The sequence below is a fragment of the Bacillus sp. FJAT-29937 genome, from assembly GCF_001509555.1.
Taxonomy (GTDB): domain Bacteria; phylum Bacillota; class Bacilli; order Bacillales; family Cytobacillaceae; genus Cytobacillus.
The window spans coordinates 286,947-300,114 of sequence record NZ_LMAS01000006.1; the positions used below are offsets into that span (position 1 = coordinate 286,947).

General features: G+C 42.4%; 15 protein-coding genes. All 15 read left to right on the top strand.

The window, feature by feature from the left end; genetic code table 11:
- Nucleotide 1 precedes the first annotated feature (1 nt).
- The 15 genes from nuoN to AR328_RS15055 all read left to right on the top strand — a co-directional run bounded on the left by nuoN (nucleotide 2) and on the right by AR328_RS15055 (nucleotide 13,119).
- The gene (gene nuoN, locus AR328_RS14990) at nucleotides 2-1,522 is read left to right on the top strand and encodes an NADH-quinone oxidoreductase subunit NuoN (protein WP_066296851.1); all 1,521 of its coding nucleotides are present in this window, start codon (nucleotides 2-4) and stop codon (nucleotides 1,520-1,522) included.
- 122 nt (nucleotides 1,523-1,644) lie between these two features.
- Nucleotides 1,645-1,839: a hypothetical protein gene (locus tag AR328_RS14995; protein WP_066296854.1), complete on the top strand. Its 195-nt coding sequence runs from the start codon at nucleotides 1,645-1,647 to the stop codon at nucleotides 1,837-1,839.
- 250 nt (nucleotides 1,840-2,089) lie between these two features.
- Nucleotides 2,090-2,335 (top strand): DUF1146 family protein, encoded by a 246-nt coding sequence (locus AR328_RS15000; RefSeq protein ID WP_066296857.1) that lies wholly within the window; start codon nucleotides 2,090-2,092, stop codon nucleotides 2,333-2,335.
- Nucleotides 2,336-2,650: 315 nt separating this feature from the next.
- On the top strand, nucleotides 2,651-3,394 hold the full coding sequence (locus tag AR328_RS15005) for a YwmB family TATA-box binding protein (RefSeq protein ID WP_066296860.1): 744 nt from the start codon (nucleotides 2,651-2,653) through the stop codon (nucleotides 3,392-3,394).
- Nucleotides 3,395-3,427: 33 nt separating this feature from the next.
- Nucleotides 3,428-4,741 (top strand): UDP-N-acetylglucosamine 1-carboxyvinyltransferase, encoded by a 1,314-nt coding sequence (gene murA / locus AR328_RS15010; protein ID WP_066296862.1) that lies wholly within the window; start codon nucleotides 3,428-3,430, stop codon nucleotides 4,739-4,741.
- 246 nt (nucleotides 4,742-4,987) lie between these two features.
- Nucleotides 4,988-6,019, top strand: a complete 1,032-nt coding sequence (gene spoIID, locus AR328_RS15015; RefSeq protein WP_066296868.1) for a stage II sporulation protein D — start codon at nucleotides 4,988-4,990, stop codon at nucleotides 6,017-6,019.
- Between the two features lie 459 nt (nucleotides 6,020-6,478).
- Complete coding sequence (locus AR328_RS15020) at nucleotides 6,479-7,339, top strand: M23 family metallopeptidase (protein WP_066296872.1); 861 nt, start codon at nucleotides 6,479-6,481, stop codon at nucleotides 7,337-7,339.
- A gap of 560 nt (nucleotides 7,340-7,899) precedes the next feature.
- Complete coding sequence (gene spoIIID / locus AR328_RS15025; protein WP_066296878.1) at nucleotides 7,900-8,172, top strand: sporulation transcriptional regulator SpoIIID; 273 nt, start codon at nucleotides 7,900-7,902, stop codon at nucleotides 8,170-8,172.
- Between the two features lie 491 nt (nucleotides 8,173-8,663).
- Nucleotides 8,664-9,665 (top strand): rod shape-determining protein, encoded by a 1,002-nt coding sequence (locus tag AR328_RS15030; RefSeq protein WP_066296880.1) that lies wholly within the window; start codon nucleotides 8,664-8,666, stop codon nucleotides 9,663-9,665.
- A 173-nt stretch (nucleotides 9,666-9,838) separates the two neighbouring features.
- Nucleotides 9,839-10,660: a flagellar hook-basal body protein gene (locus AR328_RS15035; RefSeq protein WP_066296881.1), complete on the top strand. Its 822-nt coding sequence runs from the start codon at nucleotides 9,839-9,841 to the stop codon at nucleotides 10,658-10,660.
- Between the two features lie 27 nt (nucleotides 10,661-10,687).
- Complete coding sequence (locus tag AR328_RS15040) at nucleotides 10,688-11,530, top strand: flagellar hook-basal body protein (RefSeq protein ID WP_066296891.1); 843 nt, start codon at nucleotides 10,688-10,690, stop codon at nucleotides 11,528-11,530.
- Between the two features lie 13 nt (nucleotides 11,531-11,543).
- Nucleotides 11,544-11,816 carry a DNA-directed RNA polymerase subunit beta gene (locus tag AR328_RS15045; RefSeq protein ID WP_066296898.1) on the top strand — a complete coding sequence of 91 codons (273 nt, stop codon included), beginning with the start codon at nucleotides 11,544-11,546 and terminating at the stop codon, nucleotides 11,814-11,816.
- Nucleotides 11,817-11,866: 50 nt separating this feature from the next.
- Nucleotides 11,867-11,995 (top strand): hypothetical protein, encoded by a 129-nt coding sequence (locus AR328_RS23320; RefSeq protein WP_269433524.1) that lies wholly within the window; start codon nucleotides 11,867-11,869, stop codon nucleotides 11,993-11,995.
- A 230-nt stretch (nucleotides 11,996-12,225) separates the two neighbouring features.
- Nucleotides 12,226-12,648 carry a 3-hydroxyacyl-ACP dehydratase FabZ gene (fabZ, locus tag AR328_RS15050; RefSeq protein WP_066296901.1) on the top strand — a complete coding sequence of 141 codons (423 nt, stop codon included), beginning with the start codon at nucleotides 12,226-12,228 and terminating at the stop codon, nucleotides 12,646-12,648.
- 150 nt (nucleotides 12,649-12,798) lie between these two features.
- Nucleotides 12,799-13,119, top strand: a complete 321-nt coding sequence (locus tag AR328_RS15055) for a hypothetical protein (protein ID WP_066296904.1) — start codon at nucleotides 12,799-12,801, stop codon at nucleotides 13,117-13,119.
- Nucleotides 13,120-13,168 lie beyond the last annotated feature (49 nt).

Here is a 13,168-nt window from a genome sequence, read left to right on the forward strand (position 1 = left end):
GATGGATCTTACAGAATTATTTTCATATAAATGGAGCATCATGACACCAGAGTTCATCATCCTTGGTGTAGCCACTTTACTATCATTATTAGATTTATTTATGCCAAAGACGGTGAACCGGAAAATCCTTGGCTGGATTGGAGTTGCGGGGATTCTAGCTGCATTAGCTTCCTTATTCAGCTTGTTTGGGCAAGGGGCGGAATCGATTCTATATGATACGTTTAGACTCGATTCTTTCGCGAAGGCATTTAAGCTGTTATTGTTATTGGGAGCAGCGCTTGTGATGATTCTGGCAACAAGCTATGAGCCGAAGGAAGGCTTTGCTGAATATAGGGGAGAGTTCTTCTATTTATTCATGGCTGCCCTGCTCGGAACGATGATCATGTCTTCAAGCGGCGATTTAATTACGCTGTTTGTTGGCCTTGAGCTGCTTTCGATTCCATCTTATATCCTTGCAGGCCTTCACAAGAAAAATAGGCTGTCGAACGAGTCTTCAATGAAATACGTCATTAATGGCGGAATTTCAACAGCGATTACTCTTTTCGGGATGAGCTATGTGTACGGTCTTACTGGAACAACGAACCTGCTTGAAATGGCTCGGGGATTATTGGCATTAACGAACCCGCAGCACATTTATCTAATGGGTCTTGCTTTATTTATGATTTTTGTCGGGCTATCATTTAAATTGGCAACGGCGCCGTTCCATATGTGGGCACCTGATGTGTACCAAGGAGCGCCGACACCTGTTACGGCTTTCTTGAGCGTCGTTTCAAAAACAGCCGGCTTTATCATTCTCATTCGAATTATGCTTGTGGTGTTCTTAAGCACACCATCTTCAGACATTCCAAATTCGATTCCGCTCTTTATGAAGGTTCAGGATTACATTGCCTTCCTGGCAGCTGCAACGATGATTATTGGAAACGTGGTAGCGTTAAGACAGAAAAACATTAAGCGTCTATTCGCCTACTCAAGTATTGCACAGGCGGGTTATCTGCTTGTTGTAGTCGCATCGTTATCGGTATTTATCTTTGATACACTTTGGTTCTATTTAGGAGCATATTTGTTTATGAACTTAGGGGCATTTGCGATTATTCAGCTGATCACACAGAAAACAGGATCAGAGGATATTTCCCAATTTGCGGGATTATATCGTAAGGCACCGATTTTGTCGGTATCGATGGCTGTATTTATTCTCAGCTTAGCGGGAATTCCAGGTACTGCCGGATTTATCGGGAAGCTTAATATCTTCATGGGTGCTTTGGCCGTTGAGCCTGCACGCTATGTGTTAGTTTCTATTATGATCGCGACAACAGTCGTATCGTATTTCTACTATTTCGGTGTACTTGTGCAAATGTTCTTCCGCCCAGCTGCCGATCCAGAGGCGAAAATCAAGCTTCCAGCAGGTCTAGGGGTTGTTATCGGCATTTGCGTATTTGCTACCGTGTTGTTTGGAGTCGCGCCGAGCATCGCGTTCGACTTTTTACAGGGGAACTTCAATCAGTTCAGTGACTTTTTTCAGTAAGGGGAATTTTTAAAGGGTTAATCTAAGGGGTAGACATATATTTTATGAGAAAGGGGAGCGGTCCCCTTTCTTTTTTTTGTCTTTTTTGAGAAATAGGAGGGGAATCGAGGGGGATATTGGAATTGGCTGACAAAAGGGGGAATCTGGCTGACAACGGTATGGAATTGGCTGACAAAAGGGGAAATCTGGCTGACAAATGCATGGAATTGGCTGACAAACCGGGAATCAGGTTGAACAACAGCGCGAAATTGGCTGATAAACCGGGAATCAGGTTGAGCAACGGCGCGAAATTGATAGACGACCGGAAATCAGACTGAACAACGGCGCGAAATTGATCGACAAACTAGGAATCTGGCCGATAACCGCATCAAATTATCCAACATACCACGAACTTTTATCAAAACTTAGAGATTCTTTATAGTAAAAGTGTTATTCCCTATTATAAAGCCGCGTTCCATGCTATGATTATAGGCGGATTGTCAATTTTCGGTTTAGTCATGACCAAAATATTGAATGATAGCCCAAATAGAATTTCCTATGGCAGCGATGGAGATGGGAGTGGTATACATGGTTCCAGGATTTGGACAGCAGGCGTTAATTAGCATCATGTCACATTTGGTTTTTATTGCTTTAGCCTGGTGGGCTCTCCAAGCATTGCGCATTGATCAGCTATTGCGCCCCAACCGTGTCATGCAGGCAAGAGTACTCTACATCCTATTATCGATTGCCATTGGGGCGTCCGTAAGCAACTTTTTCCTAGATTATCTTCTATGGTCGAGGCAATTGCCCCTTATTCTTCAAACCGTACTTTAAATTTAACAAATAGTAGATAATATGGGTCTTCGTACATGTTTTCAATTATCTTATTTTTAAGTACAATTCTATTTGTTGTGCTCTATTTTTGTGTGTTTAAAAATTGGCATTAAATAGTTAATCCCACATTTGATGATTTTGAATAGGATATAGGAAATTGGGCAATATCCTCAATTTTGCAAAAGCTTCAGTCGCTATGAACGTCATGTTCAGTGGCAAAACTTCAGCTTTTCTAATTGTCAAAAAGTGACGACAATTCCCAAGTATGCAGAGCCTCTCCTTGGTAACAATGGTAGTAAGGGGGAGGAAGCAAATATGAAATACTTGAAGATAATATTAGCAATTGTTGGTATTTTGGGTTTTGTAGTCTTAAACTTTGGGAATAAGACGACTGTGGCCAAAACTGAGCTCGATCTTATGAAGCTATCCTCAATTTTACAGAACGAAGATATTTTAATCATTGAATGGTCTTTGCATGCAAGAGAAAATATGGAAAATCTTCAAAGCGTGGATGAGGTAAAAAAATATACAAAGAACCTCATGAAACAATACCCAAATTGGACTTGGACGAGTAATGATTCGGGCGAAAATTCAGAAACCGTGGCAGTTTTGAATAAAAATTCCCACACGGAAACGTTAAAGATTCTATCGACCCCCACAAAAAATAAAGTTCAAACGTATGTCATTTATGAAGTGAAGGGGAATAGCTGGAAGGCTGAATCTGAAAAAGAGATCAACTCTCTCTTAAATGGCAGAATTTCTGACATATTCCACAAAAATACAACAATTTTCTCTTGTTTGAAAGGCGAATTCAATGGTAAAATTGATAAGACTTTGCCTGATGAAATAAACCAATTATTAACGGCATTTGACGCGAAAAAAATTGAAGGTTTACATGAGGAAAATTTCATATCGGCATCCGCCTATTCGACATTGTTTGACAATACTCTTCAAACAAAAGGCAAGGATATGAATTTGCAAATAGGTATACGAAATCATGGATTGGGCGGAAAGACTACCCTTGTAGTTGGCACACCCATCCTAACGATTGAATATTAATATAGAGAAATTGGACGCGGAGGGGAATACACTTTGGAAAAAATCATCGTCCGCGGCGGAAATAGGTTAAGCGGTATTGTCAAAGTAGAAGGAGCAAAAAACGCTGTTTTACCGGTTATCGCCGCAACATTATTAGCAAGTGATGGCAAGAGCGTAATTCGTGATGTACCGACACTCTCCGATGTATACACGATCAATGAAGTATTACGCTATTTAAACGCCGAAGTGGAGTTTAAACATAATGAAGTCACTGTTAATGCATCACGAGAATTAAGTGAAGAGGCACCTTTTGAATATGTCCGTAAAATGCGTGCTTCTGTTTTGGTAATGGGATCTCTGCTTGCCCGTAATGGCCGTGCGCGTGTAGCATTGCCTGGCGGCTGTGCCATTGGATCTCGCCCGATTGATCAGCATTTAAAAGGCTTTGAAGCAATGGGTGCTACGGTGAAGGTTGGCAATGGATTTATCGAGGCAGAAGCAGCAAATGGCCGCCTGCACGGGGCAAAAATCTATCTGGATTTTCCGAGTGTCGGAGCAACGGAAAATATTATGATGGCTGCCACCCTTGCCAATGGAACAACAATTTTAGAAAACGTAGCAAAAGAGCCGGAAATCGTGGATTTAGCGAATTTCCTCAATAAAATGGGTGCAAAAGTTAGAGGAGCTGGAACTGGAACGATCCGAATCGAAGGTGTTGACCAATTATTCGGAGCGGAGCACCATATTATTCCTGACCGAATTGAAGCTGGTACCTTTATGGTGGCTGCTGCAATTACAGGCGGAAATGTGCTTGTCAAAGGCGCTGTTCCTGAACACTCCACTTCATTAATTGCAAAAATGGAAGAAATGGGCGTTCTTTTTGTTGAAGAAGCAGATGGCATTCGTGTCATCGGTCCAGAGAAACTAAAGGCAGTTGATATTAAAACAATGCCTCATCCTGGTTTCCCAACGGATATGCAATCCCAAATGATGGCGTTATTACTCCATGCAAACGGTACAAGTGTGATCACGGAGACTGTATTCGAAAATCGCTTCATGCATGTGGAGGAATTCCGCCGTATGAACGCTGATATTAAGATCGAAGGCCGCTCTGTTATTATGAACGGACCATCTAATCTCCAGGGAGCTGAAGTAGCTGCAACGGATTTACGCGCAGCAGCGGCACTTGTTTTATCTGGATTGGTAGCAGATGGGGTCACTCGTGTAACAGAATTGAAGCATTTAGACCGTGGCTATGTGGATTTCCACAACAAGCTGGCTGCTCTAGGTGCGGATATTGAGCGAGTGAATGAAATGGACGAAACCGTTTCCCCGGTGGAACGCTATGTTTCGGATATGAATGCTTAATTGAATGATGCTAGATAAAACGAATTTTGAGATAAAGCGCAGAATCCGTTCGTCAGACCTCTGACGAGTGGGGGTTGCGTTTTTTCTTTTTTAAGGGCCTCTGAACCTCCACCCGAGCTCATGAAGAGCCACCAACCTTTAACATTTTAGATGAAAATTCTTGTCATAATAGCCTGTCCACGACCATAAGATTGTGAAGAGACAGACTTCTAAGGGGTCTAAATCACATATTATGGAGGCGTAGTCATGACAAAATTTAAACCTTTCATCGTACTAGGAGCACTGCTTATTTTCATTACTCTACTGATTCCTTCTTTATTAGTCCTCCCATTTAAAGACGATCAGGTGACCGGAAAGCTAGGGGAGCGGATAAATAAGGAAGAAAGCAAGAAGCATACGGCGGAAATCTCTAATGGGCCAGCTGTAGAGGTAGCGGTATTTCGAATGAAAAAAAAGCAGGTGGATACGCTTCCGCTAGAGGATTATGTTGTCGGGGTAGTAGCATCAGAAATGCCAAGGGCTTTTGAAAAAGAAGCGTTAAAGGCTCAAGCCTTAGCGGCAAGAACGTATATTGTGAATCAAATGATGCGAGAAAATAAGTCAGAGCTGCCTGATGGAGCGCTTGTCACGGACACGGTGGAGCATCAGGTTTATAAAGATATGGATGAAATCAGAAAAACATTTGGCCCGGATTTTAAATGGGCGATCGAAAAAATCACAGAAGCGGTCAAGGAAACGAGCGGGCAAATTATCGTTTACGAAGGCTCGCCGATTGACGCCAGCTTCTTTTCAACAAGCAATGGGTATACCGAGAATTCTGAAGCTATCTGGTTAAACGCAGTCCCTTATTTAAAAAGCGTAGAAAGCCCATGGGACCTGGAATCACCAAAGTTCAGCAACCAAAAAATATTTACCATTTCAGATTTCGAGAATCGGTTAGGCGTCAAGCTTCCTTCCGATAATACGATCGGCACGATAACAGAAAGAACTGCGGGAAAGCGTGTCGGTGAGGTTGAAATTAACGGGAAAGTATTCTCAGGTAAAGTGATCAGGGAAAAGCTCGGACTAAGGTCCACAGACTTCACGTGGAAGCGCCAGGGTGACCAGATCGTCATCAACACGAGGGGATATGGCCACGGGGTCGGCATGAGCCAATACGGGGCAAATGGGATGGCCTCAGAAGGCAAAACCTACAAGGACATCATTTCTTACTACTATAAAGGTGTGGAAATTGCTAATTCGGAAAACTACCTTACTAAAGTTTTGGCTAAAAAATAGATATGAATGAAAAAACCAAATCGCGTCTGATTTGGTTTTTTCTATTCATGATGGGATTGGCGGACAGCCGTTCCGTTAATTCGATAAAAATGGGGTCATTTCTTATGTTTGCGGACATGGGTTCCGTAATTTTGTAAAAAAGCAGTAATTTGCCTGTATTTTTCGTAAATAAGGTCCACTGTGTCCGCTTGAACCAAAATTATGGTCATTTCATGCAAATAGCTGACTCCATGTCCGATTAAGATTGGGCGAACCGTGTTTATGGGGTGAACAGCCTGGTGTGTGGGTTTGGGCAGTTCTTTTTTATGCCCAAAAGAACGCCATTTATCCCAGGGAAAATTTATTTTTAAATAATGAATAATTTCTTTTATTATGTCGAAAAATAATCCAAAAAATATTTTTGCGTGGATGTATATAATTCTTCTAATCTGTTCAGAATGATTGCTGAGGTGATGATAAATGAGAGAGGAAGAAAAGAAACGATCTTCTCAAAATTCCAGCTTTAAGCGCTTTTTCAAAAAGCGTTGGGCATTCCCAGCGATCTACATTGCAGCAGCAGCAATCATTCTAACCGGGGTTCTTTGGTACCAAAACGCGAATAATAATTCAGCGAATCCAGATAGCGTGGATAATACCGCTACCGACGTACCGGGGAAAAAGTTTAACGAACCAGCAATCGAAGTAAACCGATCTATGGAAAACATCATGATGCCTGTAAAAGATGTCGACGCATCAGTCATTCAAAGACCATTCTATGACGCAGATGCGAAAGCAGAAGAACAGGAAGCAGCACTTGTTTTATACCAAAACCAATATCACCAAAACACAGGTATCAATATTGGGATGAAGGATGGAGAAACATTTGATGTCGTTGCATCCTTAAGTGGAACGGTTACGAAGATTGAAGAAGATGTGCTGTTGGGAAATGTCATTGAAATTGAACATGACAAAGGAATTGTAACACAGTATCAAGCTGTTAAAGAGATCAGTGTCGAGGTTGGCAGTCAGGTTAAGCAAGGCCAAGTGATTGCAAAAGCTGGTGAAAGCATGTTTGATGCGGAAGCAGGTGTCCACGTACACTTCGAAATTCGCAAGGATAACGTTGCGCTTAACCCGCATGATTACTTCCAAAAGCCATTAAGCACATTACAAGAGCTTAGTGCGGAAGATGAAACGAAAGCATCTGATGATCAAGATGCTGTAGATGAAAAAGCCTCTGAGGAAGATTCAGAAAAAGGTACAAACGATGATGAGAAAGATTCCGAAGAAGACACGAATAGCGAAACAGAACAAAATTCTAAGGATTCTTCAAACGCATAATATAAGCTAAAGCCTGCCGATTCGGCGGGCTTTTTGGCGTTTTGGCCCGCAGACTATTACTGACAGGAAATTTCCTCAATCGACAATTTCTCGGGAAATATCCGGTAAAAGCTCATTTTCCTACAAAAACCCCCTTTGATCTGAAGTGAGCCTGTGAAGTAACACCCATTGATAATTTTTAAAATATGTCCCCTTAAAAACTGTCAGTCCAATACCGAAAACACAATATTTTTAGTCAAATTCTCCCGATAAATACTAAATCTTCAAAAAACTTTCACAATACCTTGTCCCTAATGTGTTTTTCGTGCATATATCAGCAACCAAGCTAATAGACTGATACAAACCTGACAAAGAGAGTGGTTGAGGTGAGGAGTCGTTTTGCAGATAGTATTGAATGTGCCTTAGGACATGTTTATTCACCGCAAGCTCAGAAAGTAAACGCTTTCTGCCGTATGGAGAATTCTCCGAACATTGCCGCCATGCGGAACAGAGTATAGATCAAAGCGAAAAGCGAGTCTCATTTCGCACTTCTCACATCCAATTTAGGGAGGGCGAGTGGTGTGCACGATTACATCAAAGAGAGAACTATCAAGATTGGAAAGTATATCGTGGAGACGAGAAAAACAGTTCGCGTTATCGCGAAGGAGTTTGGCGTATCCAAAAGTACAGTCCATAAAGACTTAACAGAAAGACTACCTGAGATTAACCCTGAACTGGCGAATGAAGTGAAGGAAATTCTAGATTATCATAAATCAATCCGACATTTACGCGGGGGAGAAGCCACAAAAATGAAATATAAGAAAGAAGAAGTCGAAGGGGAGGTCATAAAATAAAGAACCCTTATGAGAGAGCCAAAAACCAATAAGTTAAGGAAAAACAATCAGCCTTGAAATAGCTGGTTGTTTTTTTAGTGGTGGGAATGGGGGGGGATTTAGGGACAGTCGCTTGCTCAAACCCCATTTTAGTATGCTATTCACATGAACTTTTCATAAAAAGTCTCCCCCCTCCCCTCTTCCGACAAAAAACTTCAAAAACCCACACATATTCTGACAAAAAATTATTTAATTCGCCTTGAGTGTGGTAGAATATAGAATTAGGATAGAACTTGATTCGTATAATCCAAAAGGTCTACAACTAGATGAGTTAAGGTAAGTGGAATGCTTCAATTTTCCGAGGCATAGAAATGTAAAATTTAAAGCGAGGTTCGCTTGATATAGCTAAATACATAAGGCGTGTACTGGGCTGACCCGGCCTGGTGCTTAATTATGTCCATGAGCAAGTGGCGGACAATGCAGGCCAGTAGTCAAGGAGGAAAGATGAGAGAATGTTTGCAAGGGATATTGGGATTGACTTAGGAACGGCTAACGTGCTGATTCACGTGAAGGGCCGCGGAATTGTTTTGAATGAACCGTCTGTGGTGGCAATTGATAAGAACACGAATAAGGTGTTGGCAGTAGGTGAGGAAGCGCGCAGAATGGTTGGACGGACGCCTGGCAACATCGCAGCGATTCGCCCGCTAAGAGATGGAGTCATTGCTGACTTCGATGTAACAGAAGCGATGTTGAAGCATTTTATTAACCAACTGAATGTGAAGGGCTTTTTATCGAAGCCGCGTATTTTAATCTGCTGCCCAACGAACATCACAAGTGTGGAGCAGAAGGCGATTAAAGAAGCGGCAGAAAAGAGCGGCGGGAAGAAGATCTATTTAGAGGAAGAGCCTAAGGTAGCCGCGATTGGCGCTGGTATGGATATCTTCCAGCCAAGCGGAAACATGGTCGTTGACATCGGTGGAGGAACGACAGATGTGGCGGTTTTATCGATGGGCGACATCGTAACATCTTCTTCAATTAAAATGGCAGGAGATGCCTTCGATAGTGAAATTCTGCAATATATTAAGCGCGAGTACAAGCTATTAATCGGGGAAAGAACGGCTGAGAATATTAAAACAACCATTGGAACCGTATTCCCTGGTTCAAAGAACGAGGAATTGGATATTCGCGGGCGCGATATGGTTTCAGGCCTTCCAAGAACGATCACCGTTCGTTCAGATGAAATTGAACGTGCTTTAAGAGAATCTGTTGCGGTTATCGTACAGGCGGCAAAGAGTGTGCTTGAACGGACGCCACCTGAATTATCTGCTGATATCATCGATCGCGGGGTTATTCTAACAGGAGGCGGCGCACTTCTCCACGGCATTGACACCCTTCTTGCCGAGGAATTGAAAGTGCCAGTCCTGATAGCAGAAAACCCAATGGATTGCGTAGCGATTGGAACGGGGATTATGCTAGATAATATTGATAAGCTTCCGAAGCGCAAGCTGGGATAAATTTTTATGAATCGAGTATGAAATCAGCAGGGTTTTGTACTCGATTTTTTATCAGAAAGCGGCTTTAGAAAATGGTAAAATAATAGTATCTGCACTATTTAATATTACAGATTTTTTCTATAATAGAAGTAATGCTAAAGAATAGGCGATTATACATATTATGAGGTGGACTTATGTTCAGAGGGTTTTATACAGTGGCCTCCGGGATGCTGGCGCAGCAGAAAAGGACAGAAATGCTGACGAATAATATGGCAAATGCGAATACACCAGGATTTAAGGCGGATCAATCTGCCTTGCGTGCGTTTCCGGAAATGCTTTTGCAGCGATTTGATCAGGAAGTAATCCCAACGGAAGAAGGCCTTCGTCTGCCATTCAACCGCAGAATTGGCGCTTTGAATACAGGCGTTTATATGCAGGAAACAATGCCGGCTTTTTTGCAGGGCGATTTAAAGGAAACAGGCATTCAAACGGACATGGCGTTAATCGATGTGTCTATGCCTGCTAATGGCAGTGTGTTTTTTACAGTGGCGGGTCCGAACGGGGAACGGCAATATACGAGAAACGGAAACTTTACTGTAGATGGACAAGGCTTTTTAACGACCGCAAGCGGCCATTTTGTATTGGATGAAGCGGGGAATCGCATTCAGTTGACTAGTGATCGATTTACGCTGAATGAAAATGGTATGCTGACGGGTGAAGGCGGAGAAACCGCAAGACTGGGAATCGCATTCGCTGAGGACGCAAATCGCCTTATGAAGCAAGGAGACGGGTTATTTCGGACAGAGGACGGCAATCCGCTGGCAAATGCTTATAATGCCGCAGGAGCTCAATTTAAGCTTCAGCAAGGGTTTGTAGAGCGTTCTAATGTGGATGTTGGAAGAACGATGACAGAAATGCTATCCGCCTACAGATCGTTCGAGGCGAATCAGAAGGTGCTGCAAGCTTATGACCGGAGTATGGAAAAAGCAGCGAATGAAATTGGGCGTATCGGGTAAAGTTTTTCCGGCAAAGGGGGATGAACGATGAATAGAACGATGATTACGGCACAGAATACATTAACCCAGCTGCAAAAACAAATGGATATTGTCAGTCATAATATGGCAAATATCGATACAACGGGCTATAAGCGCAGAGAAGCGAATTTCACGGATTTGCTTTTTCAGCATTTTAATAATCAGACGCTCCCTCAATTAGAGGTCAATCGATTAACGCCTAACGGAATTCGGCAAGGAGTTGGGGCCAAGCTCGCTCAATCGCAAATTGTAGGGAGCCAGGGCAGCTTGAAGAATACAGAGCGTTCGCTTGATATGGCTATGACTGCAGAGGGCCAGTATTTTAAAGTGCTCGAGCAGGGGGAGAATGGTTCGGCTATCCGCTATACGAGGGACGGCGCCTTTTACTTAACGCCATTATCAGCAAATGAGAACATGCTTGTCACGAGCAATGGCTATCCGGTTTTGGATGAAAATAATAATCCGATTACGTTTAGCAGCGATGTGAAGGAATTTACTTTACAGGACGAAGGGCGACTGATGGCAACTTTAAATGATGGCAGTACTAGTTCGTTTAATCTTGGTGTCGTTCATATTAAGAAATCCCAATTTCTCGAGCAAAAAGGAGAAAACCTCCTCGGTCTGCCGGAAAATATGGCCGAACTAAATACGCCAGTGAATGATATTTTAACGGATCTTAACGGTCCTTTAAGAAATCAAATTTCCATGCAGCAGCGCGTTTTGGAGCAGTCCAATGTAGATATGTCCAAAGAGATGACGGAGCTCATTAATCTTCAGCGTTCTTATCAATTCCAGTCTAGATCCGTTTCCATCGCAGACCAAATGATGGGGCTCATCAACGGAATTCGTTAAAAGGGGAATTAACATGTCGGTTAACAACAATAATCAAGAAGCAGCGAAATCACGTGAACAATTAAAAAAAGAACGCACAACCTTGGCGGAAAAGAGACGCAGCCGCCGTATTCGGGTGCGCATGATTCCGATTTGGCTGCGGATTATCATTGTTGCGGTTTTAATTTCTATAAGCGGTATTGCAGGCGCGGCTTTCGGATATGGGGTCATGGGAGGCGGCAATGCGAAAGATATTTTCCAAAAATCTACCTGGACGCATATTGTCGACCTAGTGGAACGAGAATAAAAGGGGCGTAGGCCTCTTTTTTTTGGAATTGTGAGGGGGCTAAGTGGGGATTGGCTGACAAAGAGCTGGATCTGGCTGACAAACTACCCAAATTGGCTGACAAAGTGGTGGAATTGGCTGACAAACCATTAAAATTGGCTGACAAATTACTGAATGGACTAGCAAACCAACAAAAGTAGGCAGACAAATTGCTGATAATTGGGTAAATAGCTGCTAGAAACCGGCTGTTAACATCAAAATGACTGACAAAGTGCTCAAATAAACTAAAAAAACAACAAAATAATCAGAACAAGTGCCAGAAATAGTTGCCAACCCAAAACAACCTACCACTTCATCAATTCAAACTTCCCGTATGCTTCTTTTTTTAGTACAATTAACTATAACCTAATATTAGGAGGAGGTACTAATTATGCTAGATATTGAACAAATTAAAGAGATCATTCCTCACCGTTATCCTTTCTTGCTCATTGATCGAATTCTTGAGGTGGAAGAAGGGCATAAGGCAATCGGAATTAAAAACGTAACAGCCAATGAAGAGTTTTTTAACGGGCATTTTCCTGATTTTCCGGTTATGCCGGGAGTGCTGATTGTGGAGGCGCTGGCTCAGGTGGGGGCTGTCGCGATGCTGAAAAAGGAAGGAAACCGCGGGCGTCTTGCTCTTTTTGCCGGAATTGATAAATGCCGTTTTAAAAGACAAGTGAAGCCAGGCGACCAATTGCGTCTAGAGGTTGAAATGATTCGGTTTAAGGGGCCAATGGGCAAAGGAAAAGCAATTGCGACGGTCGACGGAGAGCTTGTCTGCGAAACGGAGATCATGTTTGCACTACAGTAGGTTTTTGTTAAATATTAACGGAAGAAAGCCAGCACATAAATTGCTGGCTTTCTTTTTTTTCATGCAAGTTGCAGACGATTTTGGGAATTATAACATAAGACCCGTAAAAAAGGTCAATTTACAAAACATATTTGAAAGGAGCTTTTTCGAATGAACAAAAAGCTTTTAAACCTTATTGGCGGTTCTGTTCTTGCAGCGTTGCTTTTAGCCGGTTGTGCAACGAATGATCAAGAGCCTCCTCCGCCGAACACCAACGATAACAATGGGGTTATCAATGATGACAACAATTTAGACAGAAATAATGAATTGAACGACAACAACGGCATTAACGACAACAATGGCATGAACGGCAATGGCACCAATAATGACGTCAACACCAATAACAATGGGGATGTCATGAGAGACAATAATAATAACGATGATTTAATTGAGGATAATCTTAACCGGAATGATAAGGACAATAACAGATAATGCTTTTTAATGGGGCAACTCCAAGTCGATTTTTGGCTTGAAGTTGCCT